The sequence below is a fragment of the Pseudarthrobacter sp. fls2-241-R2A-127 genome (assembly GCF_030209355.1).
Lineage (GTDB): Bacteria > Actinomycetota > Actinomycetes > Actinomycetales > Micrococcaceae > Arthrobacter.
In genome coordinates this window covers 26,749-41,684 of the sequence record NZ_JARVSF010000013.1, presented here as the reverse complement: position 1 = coordinate 41,684, position 14,936 = coordinate 26,749, and the positions used below count along the sequence as shown (strand labels likewise).

Below are 14,936 nucleotides of genomic sequence, written 5' to 3'. Positions count from 1 at the left end.
ATTTCACTTGCACCAAAAGTTCGTGTAGAGTTTCATGTCGTTGCGGAGATCAACGGGAAAGAAAAAGCCCGAAAGATTGACGCAAAGAAGATGCACCTCTAGCTCAATTGGCAGAGCAATTGACTCTTAATCAATGGGTTCCGGGTTCAAGTCCCGGGGGGTGCACCACTGGGAAAACAGCCTCCGGCTCGCGGCAACGCGAACCGGGGGCTGTTTTGTTTTTCCTATGCCACTTCAGTGCCATTCAGGTCCCGCGATCCTGCCGGCGCCGCGTCTTTCCGGAAAGGCGACGGAGAGGTACAACAGTAAAAGAATAGGGACGGCGGAATCAGCTGTTGTCCGCCCGGGGAAACTCTCCGGGGCCGCCGTGCACATGAGGATCATGAACTTACGCCACACCCACCTCGTCCTGCCGGCCGCCTTGGTCATTTCCGCCCTGGCCCTCACCGGCTGCCAGCCAACTTCGCACCCCGCAGCGGACACGGGGGCAGCCACTGTGGCCTCTGCCGAAGCTGCGACACAGGTGGCGTCGCCTGCCACCCAAGGGGCGCCTCCCGCGACTGCGGCCGCCGCTGCCGCACCTCGTTTTGCCGGAGCGGCGGCAGCCTCGGGACTCAAGTCCGTCCACTCCCCCGGCATCGTTGCAATCGACGAGCAGCTTTCCGCAGGGCAGTGCACGGCCAGGACCGTTGACGCCGCCTCCGGGGAGTACCTGCCGGATCCAACGTGCACGCCAGGGAGTGCCGATCCGGCCGTCACCGAAAACAACATTGCCTCGACAATCTGCACGCCCGGCTACACGGCAACGGTCCGGCCGCCGGTCTCGGACACCGACAAGGTCAAAGCCGAGAGCCTGCGCGAATACGGCCAGGCGGCTGCGAAAACGACAGAGTATGACCACCTCGTGAGCCTGGAGCTGGGCGGCTCAAATTCGGTCTCGAACCTGTGGCCCGAGCCCAACAGGGCAGGCGCCACCGGCACCACGAACCCGAAGGACGGCGTCGAGGACACCCTTCACAACGCTGTCTGCTCCCATCGGGTGGTCCTTGCCGCCGCACAAAATGCGATCGCCCGCGATTGGGTCACAGCAGTCAAAGACCTCGGGCTCTAGGCCAGGGCCAGCCTGCGGGCTGGCACAAAAAACGCGGCCCCGGCCATTCACTGCCGGGGCCGCGCTTTATAATGCGGCGCAAAAATATCGTGTTACTGAGCCGAGTCCACCAGGGCCGAGGCATTGCTGGGCGTTGTGGCGAACTGGCTGGCAAGTTCGCGGACCACGGCCTTGAGCTCCTGGCGCAGGACCTCGGGATCGATCGAGGCGGAGGCCAATACCGAACGCTCCATCTCCACGGCCTGGGCCACCGCTTCCTTGCCGCGCTCGGTCAGCGAGACCACGTGGCTGCGTCGGTCCGAGGTGCTCCGCACCCGGGCAATGTGGCCGTGGGACTCAAGCCGGCTGAGCGTCTTGCCCATGGTCTGGGCCTGGACGCGGACGTACTGGGCAAGCTGTGCCTGGGTCATGGGCCCTTGGGCAGCCAGCACTTCTATGGCGATGACACCGGCGTGGGTGAGTCCGATGGCGCCAAGTTTCTCGTTCCAGGAGTGTTCAACGAGGCGCGCAGCAGTGGACAGGAGGCGCCCTGTGGGCCAGTGATCCATATCAGGCATAGCAGCCAGTATAGCCAAGTGCCGATTAGCACTCGCCCCACCTGCTTACTAGGCTGTTGTGTCCCGCCCGCTACCAGGAGAAAAACAATGGCTGAAAGACTCGTTACCGGCGACAAAGCACCCGCGTTCACCTTGCGGGACTCAAGCGGAAAGGACGTCAGCCTGGACCAGGCTTCCGGCCGCTCCACCATCGTCTACTTCTATCCGGCAGCGTCCACTCCCGGATGCACCAAGGAGGCCTGCGACTTCCGTGACAGCCTTGCCTCCCTGCAGGCCTCCGGATACGACGTCCTGGGCATTTCGCCGGACTCCGTCGAAAAACTGGCAAAGTTTGCCGCGAACGAAGCACTGACGTTCCCCCTGCTCTCGGATGAGGACCACGCAGTAGCTGAGGCTTACGGCGCCTGGGGCGAAAAGAAGAACTACGGAAAGACCTACCAGGGCCTGATCCGGTCCACAGTGGTGGTGGATCCCGACGGCACCGTTTCACTGGCCCAATACAACGTCCGGGCCACCGGCCACGTGGCCAAGCTGCGGCGGGACCTCAACCTGGACGCCTGACCGCGCCGCGCCCGCCGGAACACGCTGCCGGCGCGACGCTACAATGGACACTGGCATCCCGCCGTCGAACGCTCTGCGTTGATGGCCGGAAGCCTGCGCGCGAGTGGTGAAATTGGCAGACACGCAGGATTTAGGTTCCTGTGCCTTCGGGCGTGGGGGTTCAAGTCCCCCCTTGCGCACACAGCGGATCCCCCGGCTTCGGCCGGGGGATCCTTTGCTTTAAGCCGCGCCTTCTCCCGCCGGTTCGTGCCCCGAATCGAAAAACTCCAAAAATCCACCCATCCGCTTCCGCGCACCGGCCGAATAGCCATTGAGACACCAGCCAAGGGCAGGTGCCTACCCCCCAAGTCAGACTGCAAGCCACGGAAACAACTCCAAGGGCAGCAGGCGAAACGATCCAAGGAGAACTGAAATGCAGACCTTCAAGCGCACCACTCTCACCGTCGCAGGCATTGCAGCAGCCACTCTGCTGAGCCTCACCGCATGTGGCGGTTCGGGCAGCACCTCCGATTCCTCGGCATCTTCTGCGCCGATGTCCTCCGCCCCGAGCACCAGCATGGCATCACCGTCCGCCAGCGCCTCGGCCAAGTCCTCCGCAGGCACCATGGACCCCGCGGCCAACCTGGTAGGCCCCGGCTGCGCCGCTTACGCCCAGCAGGTTCCCACCGGCGCAGGTTCGGTAGCGGGCATGGCCCTGGATCCGGTGGCCGTGGCAGCATCCAACAACCCGATCCTCACCACGCTCACCGCATCGGTTTCGGGCAAGCTCAACCCCAAGGTCAACCTGGTTGACACCCTCAACGGCGGCGAATTCACTGTCTTCGCACCGGTGGATGACGCGTTCAAGAAGATCGACCCCGCCACCATCGACACCCTGAAGACGGACGATGCCCTGCTGAGCAAGATCCTGACCTACCACGTTGTTCCGGGCCAGATCACCCCTGACAAGATCGCCGGCACCCACGCCACGGTCGAGGGCGGCTCCGTCACCGTCACCGGCAGCGGCAACAACCTGAAGGTCGACAACGCCAACGTCATCTGTGGCGGCGTCAAGACCAAGAACGCCACGGTCTACCTGATCGACTCTGTCCTGATGCCCAAGTAGTCCACCGACTCAGGCAACAGGCGTTCTTCGACCAAGCCGGGTTCCACTGGTTTTCCAGGGGCCCGGCATTGGCGTGTCCGGCTACCGGCAGCGTCCAGGACCTGTCCATTAGACTGGGTCCCGTTCCGCAAGCGGCGGAGCCGGCAGGATCCAGAGGTGATAGACGAGTGCCCAGCAGTACATCGCGGCGGACGGCCATCAAGGCCGGCGCCGTCCTCATGGCGCTGGGAGTGACATCCTGCACAGGCACACCGTCACCCTCGCCCACATCCGGCCCGAACAACTCCACCCCGGCCGAGCCGGAAGCCACCTTCAGCTTCGGAACCGCCGCCCAGCCGCTGGGCCTTGACCCGGCATTGTCCAACGACGTCGAATCCCAGCGCATCACGCGGCAAATCATGGAAGGCCTCGTGGGCGTGGACCAGACCACAGGCAAGCCCACTCCCCTGCTGGCCACCGAATGGAACGAATCCAACGAGGGCCGCACCTACACGTTCAAGCTGCGGACCGGTGTCACCTTCCAGGACGGCACCCCCTTCAACGCCGACGCCGTCTGCACCAACTTCAACCGCTGGTTCGCCTTTCCCGCTGAACTGCGGAAGCAGGCACCGGGTAGCTCCTTCAAGGGCGTCTTCAAAGCCCACTCGGACGAAGCCGGCCTCTCAATCTTCAAGAGCTGCACCGCCGTGTCTGCGGACACCGTGCAGATCGACCTCACCCAGCGCTTCACTGCGTTCCTCCAGGCGTTGACCCTGCCCGCCTTCGCGATGGCCTCCCCTGCCGCCCTCGCTGCCGGCAAGGCCGACGTGCTGGACCAGAACCGTGCCGGCCAGGCCTTGTCCGTTTTCGCCACCAACCCGGTCGGCACGGGCCCGTTCTCGCTCGCCGCCTGGGGCAGCGACAACGTGACCCTGTCCAGCAACAAGACCTATTGGGGCGACCGCGGCCAAATCGCCACCATCAACTTCCTGGCCTACAACTACCCGCAAACCCGCCTCCAGGCCCTCCTGGACGGAAAGATCGACGGCTACGACGCCGTGACAGTGGGGAACTTCGACCAGCTGGTCAAGCGCGGCAAGCAGATCGTCCAGCGCGACCCCTTCTCCGTGATGTACGTGGGCATGAACCAGGATGTCCCGGTGCTGCAAAACCAGAAGATCCGGCAGGCGGTGGAGCTCGCCATCGACAAGGAAACCCTGATCCGGAAATTCTTCATCGACAACACGGCCAAAGCCACTCAGTTCGTCCCGCCCAAGATCAGCGGATTCAACAACGACGCCCCGGAGCTGGGCCATGATCCGGACAAGGCCAAGAGCTACCTCAAGGACGCCGGCTACGCGGGCGAGGAACTCAAGTTCTACTATCCCTTGAACATCACCCGCCCTTACCTTCCAACCCCGGAGAAGGTCTACGCCGAGCTCAGCCGCCAGCTCACCGCCGTCGGCTTCAATATCCGGCCCGTCCCTGTGGACTGGTCGGACGGCTACCTCCAGAAGGTCCAGTCCCCCGGCGACCACGCCCTGCACATCCTCGGCTGGAACGGCTCCTACTCGGACGCCGACAACTTCGTCGGCCCGCTGTTCGGGGAAAAGAACGGCGAGTTCGGGTACCAGGATCCGCAGGTGTTCTCGAAAATCAACAGGGCCCGCGGCCTGCCCGACGGCAAGGAGCGGGATGACTTGTATCACACCATCAACGCCCAGATCGCGGCGACGGTACCGGCCGTTCCCATCGCCTTCCCCATCTCCGCCCTTGCCCTTTCAGACCGGGTGGTCAGCTACCCGGCGTCACCGGTCTTAAATGAAGTTTTTACGAAGGTCCAACTAAAGCCTTGACGGGCCGCTCCAATTTCAGTATGTCGGCTGCGCGGGGATATTCTGTGACAGCCAGAGCCGCTGCAATCGGAGACTGATCGTGACCTTCATTTCCAAGACCCCACACGCCGACGTTGTCCTGATAGGCGGCGGCATCATGAGCGCGACGCTGGGGGCATTCCTCAAGCAGCTGGAGCCGGACTGGACCATCTCGCTGTTCGAACGGCTGGACCAGCCGGGGCTCGAGAGCTCAGATCCCTGGAACAACGCAGGAACGGGCCACGCAGCCCTCTGCGAACTGAACTACTCCCCCGCAGCCAAAGACGGCTCAGTCAGCCCCAACAAGGCGCTGCTCATCAACGAACAGTTCCAGCTTTCCCGCCAGTTCTGGTCCCACCTGGTGGACAACAAGCTGATCGGCTCCCCCAAGGGCTTCATCAACACCGTCCCGCACATGAGCTTCGTGATCGGCGAGGACCACACCCGTTTCCTGAAGACGCGGTATGAGGCCTTGAAGCCGCACACCCTCTTCCGGTCCATGGAATACTCCGAGGACCATGCACAAATCGCCAAGTGGGCGCCGCTGATCGTCAAGGGCCGCGACCCCAAACAGCGCGTCGCCGCCACCCGTGCCGCCGAGGGGACAGACGTCGACTTCGGGGCGCTGACCCGTGAGCTCACCGGTTACCTGGGGAACAACGGCGTCGAAATCAACTACGGCCACGATGTCACCGGCATCTCCCGCGCGTCCGACGGCGGCTGGGACCTGACGCTGAAGCACCCGCGTTCCGGGGAGCACGGCAAGATCCACGCCAAGTTCGTCTTCGTCGGCGCCGGCGGCGGTGCCCTGCACCTGCTCCAGGCCTCGGGCATCCCCGAAAGCAAGGGGTACGGAGGCTTCCCGGTCTCCGGGCAGTTCTTCCGCTGCACCGACGAGACCATTGCCGCCCAGCACAGCGCGAAGGTGTACGGCCAGGCCTCAGTGGGCGCCCCGCCCATGTCCGTGCCGCACCTGGACACCCGCTATGTCAACGGCAAGCGCTCGCTCCTGTTCGGCCCCTACGCCGGTTTCTCCACGAACTTCCTCAAGAACGGCTCCTACCTGGACCTGCCGCTGTCCATCCGCCCGGGCAACATCATCCCGATGCTCGCCGTAGCCAAGGACAACATGGACCTCACGGCCTACCTCGTCAAGGAAGTGGCCAAACGGCACGACCAGAAGGTTGAGGCACTGCGGGAGTACTACCCCGAGGCAAAGGGCGGCGACTGGGAACTTATCACCGCCGGCCAGCGTGTGCAGATCATTAAGAAAGATCCACAAAAGGGCGGCATCCTCCAGTTCGGAACCGAAGTGATCGCCGGCCGCGACGGCTCCATCGGTGCGCTCCTGGGCGCCTCGCCCGGAGCCTCCACCGCTGTCCCCATCATGATTGAACTGCTGCAGAAGACGTTCCCCCGGAACTTCAAGGGCTGGCAGTCCAAGCTCAAGGACATGATGCCCGGCTACGGGGTCAAGCTGGATGAAAATCCGGACTTGGCAGCGGAGCTGGAACGGGCCACGGCCAAATCCCTCCAGCTGGAGAGCGTTACCGCCAGCCATTGACCCTGCCTGGGCCAGCGGCTGGCACCCCAGGGCTTGTACCAGTCACTTAGACCCCCAGGAGACCACCCATGTTTCGGCTGGCCCATCTTTCCCTGGCGAACAGGGCCCTGATCGCGCTGATCACGGTCTTCGCCTCGGTCTTCGGCGTGATCACCATGTCGTCGCTGAAGCAGGAGCTCATTCCTTCGATTGAGTTCCCGCAGATCACGGTGCTCAGCGCGATGCCCGGCGCCTCGCCGGAGGTAGTGGACAAGCAGGTCAGCGGCCCGCTGGAGAAGGCGCTGAATGGCGTGGAGGGGCTGGAATCCACCTCCTCCACGTCGCGGACCGGTGTCTCGCAGATCACCATGGTGTTCACCTACGGTTCCAATCTGGACCGGGCCCGGAACCAGATTGACCGGGCAATCTCCAACGCCAAACGGACCCTGCCAAGCGACGTGCAGCCGCAGGCCATCGCCGGAAGTGTCAGCGACTTCCCCATCGTGTTCCTCGCAGTGTCCTCGGACAAGTCCCTGAGCGACCTGAACGCCGACCTGCAGCGGCTGACCGTACCCCGCCTCCAGAAGATCGACGGCGTCCGGAGCGCCGACGTGACCGGCGGCGCCTCCCAGCACATCGAGATCCTGCCACGCAACGATGCCCTCGCTGCGGCCGGGGTGAGCCTGACCGCCATCAAGGATGCCCTCTCCAACAACGGCGCCCTGGTCCCGGCCGGAACACTGCAGGACCAGGGAAAAACCCTCTCACTGCAGATCGGCAGCCCCGTCGATTCCCTCGACGCCATCAAAGCCCTGCCGCTGTCAGGGGCCAAGAACGCTGCCACCATCGGTTCGGTCTCCGACGTCTCGGTCAAGGATGACGAACGCACCTCCATCACCCGTACCAACGGGTCGGAGACGCTGGCCATCTCGGTCACCAAGAAACCCGAAGGCGACACGGTGGGCATCTCGCACGCCGTGCGGGACGCCCTGCCTGAACTGCAGGCGGAACTGGGTTCGAACGCAAAGTTCACCCCCGTCTTCGACCAGGCGCCGTTCATCGAAAAGTCCATCAAGGACCTCACCACCGAGGGCCTGCTGGGACTCGGGTTCGCGGTCGGCGTCATCCTGCTCTTCCTGATGTCGGCCCGCTCCACCCTGGTCACCGCGGTGTCCATCCCGCTCTCGCTGCTGATCACGTTCATTGGCCTGTCCGCCACCGGCTACTCCCTTAACATCCTGACTCTCGGCGCATTGACCATCGCGATCGGCCGGGTGGTGGACGATTCCATCGTGGTCATCGAAAACATCAAGCGGCACCTGAGCTACGGCGAGGCGAAGTCCGCGGCAATCCTGACCGCCATCAGGGAGGTCGCCGGCGCCATCACGGCCTCCACGCTGACCACCGTGGCAGTCTTCCTGCCGATCGCATTCGTAGGGGACCTGGCCGGAGAACTGTTCCGGCCGTTCGCCCTGACGGTAACCATGGCGCTGATCGCCTCCCTCCTGGTCTCCCTGACCATCGTCCCCGTCCTTGCGTACTGGTTCCTCAAGAATCCCTCGGGCGCTTCGGGCGGGGTTCCTGCCGGGTCCGCGGAGGCCCGCAGGATCACGGACGAGGCAAAGGCCAAAGCCCACGACGCCGAGCAGCGCAGCCGGTTGCAGCGCGGCTACCTGCCCATCCTCCGGTCCACCCAGAAACACCCAGTCATCACCCTGGTGGCAGCCGTCCTCATCCTCGGCGGCACTGGCGCCATGACCCCGCTGCTCGCTACGAACCTCTTGGGAAATTCAGGCCAGAACAGCCTCACCGTGCGCCAGGTCCTGCCGGCCGGAACCAGCCTGGCCGATACCAGCGCCGCAGCCATCCGGCTCGAAGAGGTGCTGCGCGGAATCGACGGCGTCAAGGATGTCCAGGTGACTTCAGGCAACGCCCAGTCCGGATTCGCCGCCCTCACTTCCACCGGGTCATCAAATTCAACGTTCACGGTGGTGACGGACGAAAAGGCCGACCAGGAGCGGCTCCAGGACACGGTCCGTTCCGAACTCGCCAAAGTTCCCGACTCAGGCAAGCTGTCCGTCGGCACCCAGCAGGGCGGCTTTGGGACCTCATCCACGGTGGACATCACGCTGAAGGCCGCCACCAACGCCGACCTGCAGGCCGCCAGCGACACCATGGTGGCCGCCATGACCGGGGTTCCGGGCACCAGCGAGGTGGCCAGCAACCTGGCCGCCAGCCAGCCCGTGGTGCAGGTCAAGGTGGACAGGGCCAAGGCGGTGGCCGCCGGGCTGAATGAGGAACAGGTGGCCGGGGTCCTTGCCGCCACGATCAGCCCCATCCCCGCCGGCACCGTCCGGATCGACACCAACGACTACCCGGTCCGCATCGGCCAGGGCACCCAGTTCTCCAGCATCGACGCGGTCCGCAATATTCCGTTGCCGGCCGGCGGACGTCCGGTGACGCTGGGCAGCATCGCCTCCGTGGAGCAGGTGGACGTCCCGGTCTCGATTACCGCCAGCAACGGCGAGCGGACCGCCAAAGTGTCCATCACGCCGTCGGGCTCCAACCTGGGCGCGGTGAACACTGAAGTCCAGAAACGCCTGGCGGACGTGCAGCTTCCGGCGGGCGTTACGGCCGAGATCGGCGGCGCCACCACCCAGCAGGCTGACTCGTTCCGCCAGCTGGGCCTGGCCCTCCTGGCTGCCATCGCCATCGTCTACGTGATCATGGTGGCCACGTTCAAATCCCTCGTCCAGCCGCTGATCCTGCTGGTTTCGGTCCCGTTTGCGGCCACCGGGGCCGTGGCGCTGCTGCTGCTGACCGGCGTGCCGTTGGGCCTGCCGTCGCTGATCGGCATGCTGATGCTGGTGGGCATCGTGGTGACCAATGCAATCGTGCTGATCGACCTCATCAACCAGTACCGCCAGCCTCACGAGGGCAAGCCGGGAATGAACGTGGCGGATGCGATCACTAACGGTGCCCGGCAACGCCTGCGGCCCATCCTCATGACGGCGCTGGCCACGGTCTTTGCGCTGACCCCCATGGCGCTTGGCCTCACCGGCGGCGGAGGCTTCATCTCCCAGCCGCTGGCCGTGGTGGTGATCGGCGGCCTGGTGTCTTCCACGGCCCTGACCCTGATCCTGGTTCCCGTGCTGTACCGGTTGGTGGAGGGGCGCCGGGAGAAGAAGGCACTGCTCCGGGACCTGCAGGCCCGGCCGGCGTTCGGGCCCGCGTCCGACGTCGACGCCGAGTTCAGGGACTGGACCACAGGGCAGGTTCCCAAGGTCAGCGGCCGGCGCGCCGCTCCCGGGGGAGCCGAATAGGACCTGCCCTTCCCTCAGTGCCCGTACCGCTTCGGCGGTACGGGCACTGGTGCGTTCCGGGGTTTCCGGCGTGCTGTGGCCGCGGGAATATTCCGTGCACCTGGACGTTACAGCAGGCGATAGATGCAAATGCATCTAATTTGGTTTACACTTAAACCCAAGCCAGCAAGTCCAGGAACGGAAAGGCACATCATGCAAATCGGTGTTTTCAGCGTCAGCGACATCACCACGGATCCCACCACGGGCCGTACCCCCACCGAACACGAACGCATCAAGGCGTCAGTGGCCATCGCCAAAAAGGTCGAGGAAATCGGCATGGATGTCTACGCCCTCGGCGAGCACCACAACCGGCCCTTCTTCTCCTCCTCCCCCACCACCACGCTGGCCTACATCGCAGCGCAGACCAAGCGCATCATCCTCTCGACGGCCACCACGCTGATCACCACGAACGACCCCGTGAAAATCGCCGAAGACTTCGCCATGCTCCAGCACCTGTCCGACGGACGCGTGGACCTGGTCCTGGGCCGCGGCAACACCGCCCCCGTGTATCCCTGGTTCGGCAAGAACATCCAGGACGGCGTGGAGCTGGCCATCGAGAACTACAGCCTCCTGCGCAAGCTCTGGGACGAGGACACCGTGAACTGGTCCGGCAAGTTCCGCACCCCGCTGCAGAACTTCACGTCCACGCCCCGTCCGCTGGACGGCGTGGCCCCCTTCGTGTGGCACGGTTCCATCCGGACGCCGCAGATCGCCGAGGTGGCCGCGTACTTCGGTGACGGTTTCTTCGCCAACAACATCTTCTGGCCCAAGGAGCACTACCAGCAGCTGATCAGCCTCTACCGCGAGCGTTACGAGCACTACGGCCACGGCACGGCGGACCAGGCGATCGTCGGCCTGGGCGGCCAGTTCTTTATGCGCAAGAACTCCCAGGACGCGGTGAATGAATTCCGCCCGTACTTCGACAACGCTCCGGTGTACGGCCACGGCCCCTCGCTCGAGGACTTCACCTCGCAGACTCCGCTGACCGTGGGCAGCCCGCAGGAAGTCATCGAGAAGACCCTGACCTTCCGCGAGTACTTCGGCGACTACCAGCGCCAGCTGTTCCTGATCGACCACGCCGGGCTGCCCTTGAAAACTGTCCTGGAGCAGCTGGACCTGTTCGGCGAGGAAGTCCTGCCCACGCTGCGCAAGGAATACGCGGCACCCAAGCCCGCACAGGTTCCCGAGCCGCCCACCCACGCCGGGCGGGTCGCGGCGCTGCTGGCCGCCCCGGACGCCGAAAAAGCCACGTCGGAGGCATGATGGCCGCCAACGGATCAGAATCGCCGGTCCGGCTCGCGGCCGAAACATGGGAGTCGCTGTTCCGGGCCCAGGTTGCGGTGATGCGCAAACTGCAGTCCGGGCCGGCGTTCCGCAAGCTGGCCGTCAACGAGTACGACGTCCTCTTTACGCTGTCCCGGTGCCCCTCGGGCTGGTTAAGGCTCAACGAGCTCAACGACAACGTCCTGCTCAGCCAGTCCAGCCTCAGCAGGCTGGTGGACCGGCTCGAGAAGCGCGGACTGGTGGCCAGGATGGCCGCTCCCCAGGATGGCCGGGGCGTGCTGCTTCAGCTGACGGAAGAGGGCAGGGAGCTCCAAAAGGAAATCGGCCGCGAACACGTCCGGGACATCTCCGCCCTGGTGGGTCCCGCACTGAGCGCGGCAGAGCAAAAGGAACTCATGCGGCTCACCGACAAGCTGCGGGCCTCGTTGGGCACCCTGCCCCGTTAAGCCTGACCCTGGGCAGGCGTGCCCGGCGTCAGCCCAGCGCCACCAGCCGGGACGGCTCCTCAACGGGCAAATCGCCGTTGACCACGGCCGTGACGCGGAGCTGGGTCAGCGTCAGGCTGCCGCCCACGGTGGAAAGGAACGCCGTGTCCGACGAGTCCCGTCCCGCGGTGATCCGGAGCATCGATTCCCGCGGGGCAAGCCCGGTGGGGTCGATGACGTGCCAGGCGCAGTCCACGTAGGCTTCCGCCACCGCGTGGAAATCCATGGGGCTCAGGCCGGGGGCGTAGACGGCCGCAAGGCGGGCCGGAACGTCCTTGGAACGGAGCAGGGCGATGGCCAAATGGGCGAAGTCGCGGCATACGCCGCGGCGGCTCAGCAGGGTTTCCACTGCGCCGTCCGTGCCGCGGGAGGAGCCGCTGATATAGCGCAGCTCGCCGTTGACCCAGTTCCGGACCGCATGCAGCAGGGCGGCTCCGTGGATTCCGCCGAATTCGGCGTAGGCGGTGGGCAGCAGCCGGTCGGATTCGGCGTAGCGGCTGGGGCGGACATACCGGATCCGGTCCGCCAGCTCCGCGTCTTCGGGAACGGCGCGTCCGGCCACCGTGGCAGTGTATTCCACGGCGACCTCGGTGGGCTCGTCGAACTCCATGTAGTGGAAGCGCCCGCCGTGGTGGTCGGAAAGCTCCGTGAGCGGCACGTCCGCTCCCCCGGCCGTGACGGACAGGGATTCTTCAAAGGATGAGTAGCCGCTGTTCCTCGCCGCGGCAATGGCCATGGCCACTTTGGTGTGGGCGGTGGTCCTGAAGGCCAGGCGTGCGGAAACAGAGCGTTCCATGTCTCTCCGGGGGTGTCGGGGGCGGACGGAAAGTCGTGGTCCCCGGCACCGGGTGAGTGCGGGCAGCGGGACTAGTTTTTGACCTTCAGCGACATTAGCATCCGCTGTACGTTGGCGAAGTCGGAACTCCCATTCACGTACTGCGCGGCCTGGGCAAGAGTATCGAACGGCATCGCCGGGGCCACTTTCTCGTCCGGGGCGAAGGCCTTCAACGACACCACGTCGCCAAAGGAGTAGTCGCCGGTGCCGGCCGGCCCGCGCACCACGTTGCGCAGCTCGCACGCCTGCCCGTCGGTTCCGCCCACCAGGTTGGTGATGCCGTAGGAGCCGAAGTAGCGGTAGCCCTGGATCACCCGGTAGACCATCCGCGGCGGGATGGTTCCCTCCCCGCCCTGGGCGGCCAGGTCGAAGGGCACGCTGCTGATCACCGTGTAGGGGTGCCTGGCGTTGTCCGGGCAGTCGGCGGAGGACGCAGGCAGTCCCGTCCGCAACGCAGCGACGAACGTCCCGTCGGGCTTCTTGACCTCGATTTTCAATCCGCCGGGCAGGACGCCTGCCTCCGGCGCCACCGACTGGGCTATCCAGTCCTGTGGAAGGTCGAAGGTGACGGTCTTGGCCGGGTCCGAGAAGGTCTTCCACGATGACGCCGTGGCGGCGGACTGGGGTTCGGTGGGGGTGGCTGACGCCGTGGCGGCGGCGCTGCCGGCCGCTCCCGGCGATGCCGTGGCCGCACCCGGGCCGGTGGCTCCGGAGGCGTCCGGCTGTGCCGTCCAGCCCGGTCCGCTGCCGGCCTGCGGTCCCGAGCACCCCGCGAGCAGGAGCGCCGCGCCGACCAGGGACATTCGGGTAAGAACGGTCAATGTTGCCTTGCCTGTCATGGCAGCCAGCCTAGCTGTGCCGGGCCGCCTTCCGCGGGTGGCCCGGGCCGTGTTTCCGGGCCAACATCCCGCGTCCTCCACCCGGGCACCCGGCCGGCGTGTCGCCGTCGGACGCTTCCTGCCCTGGCCGGGGACTAGGCTGGAGGCTATGGCGGAAGAGCAGCACGGCGCAGCCGAAGAGAATCCTGCGGAAATGTCCGCCCTTGACATCGCCGACTGGCGGCTGAGGACCTTTGCCCTCTACGCCAACGTCCGCAAGATCTCCGCGGACGACCCGGCCGAGGCGCACTCTTACTGGCGCCATCAACGCGACCTCATGTTCGCCACCCACCCGGCGTCCGCCCTCACGGCGGCGGACAAGGCACGCTTCTCCGGGCTGAAGACCGCCGACTACGATCCGATCTACCGGTTCCACGTCCCGCTGACCAAGGAGGGCGCCGGCCGGCAGATGAGCGTGGAGACCGGGACCGACGGCGTGGTCCACTTCGTCCGGCTGGGCACGTTCGACCTGCCGGAGATGGGCCAGCTGGGGGTTTGGAAGATCCACGGGTACGGTGGCGGCATTTTCGTCCCGTTCCGGGATGCGACCGCCGGCCAGCCGGGCGGTACCTACGGGGCCGGCCGCTATCTCCTGGACACCATCAAGGGCGCTTTCCATGGCGTCCAGGGCACCGGCCCGGACGCCACTTTCGTGGTGGACTTCAACTTCGCCTACAACCCTTCCTGTGCCTACAACGAGGCCTGGGCTTGTCCGCTGCCCGGCCCGTCAAACCGGCTGGCAGTGGAAATTCCCGTGGGTGAGCTGTACTGACCATGGCAGGCTCCCCCGCACGCAGCCGGCACGCAGTGCGGCCGCTGAACCGCCCGCTGCCCCCGGCCTGCGGCGCTAACGGCGCCCCCGGGGGAACCGCGTGAGGGACGGGACGTCCGCCCCGGCCATCCAGGAAACGCCGACCCGCCGTTTTCCCGCCACCAGGCACTACCGCGGAGTCCTGCGCTTTCCGGTCTTCCGGCAACTGCTACGCTTCACCGGCGTCGGCGTCATCTGCACCGCGGCCTCGCTTGGGCTGTATGCGCTGCTGCGTCCGTGGCTGGGCGCGCAGTTGGCCAATGCGGTGGCGCTGGTCCTCACCTCACTGTTGAACACGGCCTTGAACCGGCGGCTGACGTTCAAGATTGCCGGCGGCCAGCGGCGGACCCGCGATCACCTCAACGGCCTGGTGGTGATCGCCGTGGCGCTGGTGATCACGGGCAGCAGCCTGGGCGTGCTGCACTGGTTCAACCCGGACGCCACCGTAGGCGATGAACTGGTGGCAACCACCCTGTCAGGCTTCCTGGCCACCGCCGTGCGGTTCAGCATGCTGCGGCACTGGATCTTCCGCCGCGCACGGCACCGCTAGG

At 65.5% G+C, this 14,936-nt stretch carries 13 protein-coding genes and 2 tRNA genes; 12 read left to right on the top strand and 3 right to left on the bottom strand.

Annotated features, from left to right (window positions below; genetic code table 11):
• Positions 1–92 precede the first annotated feature (92 nt).
• Together QRN53_RS10450 and QRN53_RS10445 are read left to right on the top strand one after the other, a co-directional pair.
• Positions 93–168 (top strand) — tRNA-Lys (locus QRN53_RS10450).
• Positions 169–382: 214 nt separating this feature from the next.
• The gene (locus tag QRN53_RS10445; RefSeq protein ID WP_285243947.1) at positions 383–1,111 is read left to right on the top strand and encodes a hypothetical protein; all 729 of its coding nucleotides are present in this window, start codon (positions 383–385) and stop codon (positions 1,109–1,111) included.
• A gap of 92 nt (positions 1,112–1,203) precedes the next feature.
• On the opposite strand, the gene QRN53_RS10440 is transcribed toward QRN53_RS10445, so the two are convergent.
• Positions 1,204–1,659 carry a MarR family winged helix-turn-helix transcriptional regulator gene (locus QRN53_RS10440; protein ID WP_285244035.1) on the bottom strand — a complete coding sequence of 152 codons (456 nt, stop codon included), beginning with the start codon at positions 1,657–1,659 and terminating at the stop codon, positions 1,204–1,206.
• Between the two features lie 96 nt (positions 1,660–1,755).
• Here QRN53_RS10440 and bcp point away from each other — a divergent pair, with 96 nt between their 5' ends.
• The 8 genes from bcp (at position 1,756) to QRN53_RS10400 (ending at position 11,822) form a co-directional block, all read left to right on the top strand.
• On the top strand, positions 1,756–2,229 hold the full coding sequence (gene bcp / locus QRN53_RS10435; protein WP_285243946.1) for a thioredoxin-dependent thiol peroxidase: 474 nt from the start codon (positions 1,756–1,758) through the stop codon (positions 2,227–2,229).
• 97 nt (positions 2,230–2,326) lie between these two features.
• Positions 2,327–2,408 (top strand) — tRNA-Leu (locus tag QRN53_RS10430).
• A 233-nt stretch (positions 2,409–2,641) separates the two neighbouring features.
• Positions 2,642–3,334 (top strand): fasciclin domain-containing protein, encoded by a 693-nt coding sequence (locus QRN53_RS10425; protein WP_285243945.1) that lies wholly within the window; start codon positions 2,642–2,644, stop codon positions 3,332–3,334.
• Positions 3,335–3,501: 167 nt separating this feature from the next.
• Positions 3,502–5,169, top strand: a complete 1,668-nt coding sequence (locus QRN53_RS10420) for an ABC transporter substrate-binding protein (protein WP_285243944.1) — start codon at positions 3,502–3,504, stop codon at positions 5,167–5,169.
• A gap of 79 nt (positions 5,170–5,248) precedes the next feature.
• Positions 5,249–6,751: a malate:quinone oxidoreductase gene (locus QRN53_RS10415; protein ID WP_285243943.1), complete on the top strand. Its 1,503-nt coding sequence runs from the start codon at positions 5,249–5,251 to the stop codon at positions 6,749–6,751.
• Positions 6,752–6,819: 68 nt separating this feature from the next.
• Positions 6,820–10,053 carry an efflux RND transporter permease subunit gene (locus QRN53_RS10410; protein WP_285243942.1) on the top strand — a complete coding sequence of 1,078 codons (3,234 nt, stop codon included), beginning with the start codon at positions 6,820–6,822 and terminating at the stop codon, positions 10,051–10,053.
• Positions 10,054–10,245: 192 nt separating this feature from the next.
• Positions 10,246–11,355 carry an LLM class flavin-dependent oxidoreductase gene (locus QRN53_RS10405; RefSeq protein WP_285243941.1) on the top strand — a complete coding sequence of 370 codons (1,110 nt, stop codon included), beginning with the start codon at positions 10,246–10,248 and terminating at the stop codon, positions 11,353–11,355.
• Positions 11,355–11,822, top strand: a complete 468-nt coding sequence (locus tag QRN53_RS10400) for a MarR family winged helix-turn-helix transcriptional regulator (protein ID WP_285244034.1) — start codon at positions 11,355–11,357, stop codon at positions 11,820–11,822. The genes QRN53_RS10405 and QRN53_RS10400 overlap by 1 nt, the downstream gene beginning before the upstream one ends.
• A 28-nt stretch (positions 11,823–11,850) precedes the next feature.
• On the opposite strand, the gene QRN53_RS10395 is transcribed toward QRN53_RS10400, so the two are convergent.
• Together QRN53_RS10395 and QRN53_RS10390 are read right to left on the bottom strand one after the other, a co-directional pair.
• Positions 11,851–12,657 (bottom strand): transglutaminase-like domain-containing protein, encoded by an 807-nt coding sequence (locus QRN53_RS10395; protein ID WP_285243940.1) that lies wholly within the window; start codon positions 12,655–12,657, stop codon positions 11,851–11,853.
• A 71-nt stretch (positions 12,658–12,728) separates the two neighbouring features.
• Positions 12,729–13,535 carry a hypothetical protein gene (locus QRN53_RS10390; RefSeq protein WP_285243939.1) on the bottom strand — a complete coding sequence of 269 codons (807 nt, stop codon included), beginning with the start codon at positions 13,533–13,535 and terminating at the stop codon, positions 12,729–12,731.
• A 148-nt stretch (positions 13,536–13,683) separates the two neighbouring features.
• Here QRN53_RS10390 and QRN53_RS10385 point away from each other — a divergent pair, with 148 nt between their 5' ends.
• Together QRN53_RS10385 and QRN53_RS10380 are read left to right on the top strand one after the other, a co-directional pair.
• Complete coding sequence (locus tag QRN53_RS10385; RefSeq protein WP_285243938.1) at positions 13,684–14,346, top strand: DUF1684 domain-containing protein; 663 nt, start codon at positions 13,684–13,686, stop codon at positions 14,344–14,346.
• Between the two features lie 100 nt (positions 14,347–14,446).
• Entirely contained in the window at positions 14,447–14,935 is a 489-nt protein-coding gene (locus QRN53_RS10380; RefSeq protein ID WP_285243937.1) for a GtrA family protein, read from the top strand.
• Position 14,936: the final 1 nt, after the last annotated feature.

Excerpts from the sequence above, each read along its gene's own strand:
- bcp (WP_285243946.1), top strand. The coding sequence starts at position 1,756 with ATGGCTGAAAGACTCGTTACCGGCGACAAAGCACCCGCGTTCACCTTG.
- QRN53_RS10385 (WP_285243938.1), top strand. The coding sequence starts at position 13,684 with ATGGCGGAAGAGCAGCACGGCGCAGCCGAAGAGAATCCTGCGGAAATG.
- QRN53_RS10400 (WP_285244034.1), top strand. The coding sequence starts at position 11,355 with ATGGCCGCCAACGGATCAGAATCGCCGGTCCGGCTCGCGGCCGAAACA.
- QRN53_RS10440 (WP_285244035.1), bottom strand. The coding sequence starts at position 1,659 with ATGGATCACTGGCCCACAGGGCGCCTCCTGTCCACTGCTGCGCGCCTC.
- QRN53_RS10425 (WP_285243945.1), top strand. The coding sequence starts at position 2,642 with ATGCAGACCTTCAAGCGCACCACTCTCACCGTCGCAGGCATTGCAGCA.
- QRN53_RS10445 (WP_285243947.1), top strand. The coding sequence starts at position 383 with ATGAACTTACGCCACACCCACCTCGTCCTGCCGGCCGCCTTGGTCATT.
- QRN53_RS10405 (WP_285243941.1), top strand. The coding sequence starts at position 10,246 with ATGCAAATCGGTGTTTTCAGCGTCAGCGACATCACCACGGATCCCACC.
- QRN53_RS10390 (WP_285243939.1), bottom strand. The coding sequence starts at position 13,535 with ATGACAGGCAAGGCAACATTGACCGTTCTTACCCGAATGTCCCTGGTC.
- QRN53_RS10395 (WP_285243940.1), bottom strand. The coding sequence starts at position 12,657 with ATGGAACGCTCTGTTTCCGCACGCCTGGCCTTCAGGACCACCGCCCAC.
- QRN53_RS10410 (WP_285243942.1), top strand. The coding sequence starts at position 6,820 with ATGTTTCGGCTGGCCCATCTTTCCCTGGCGAACAGGGCCCTGATCGCG.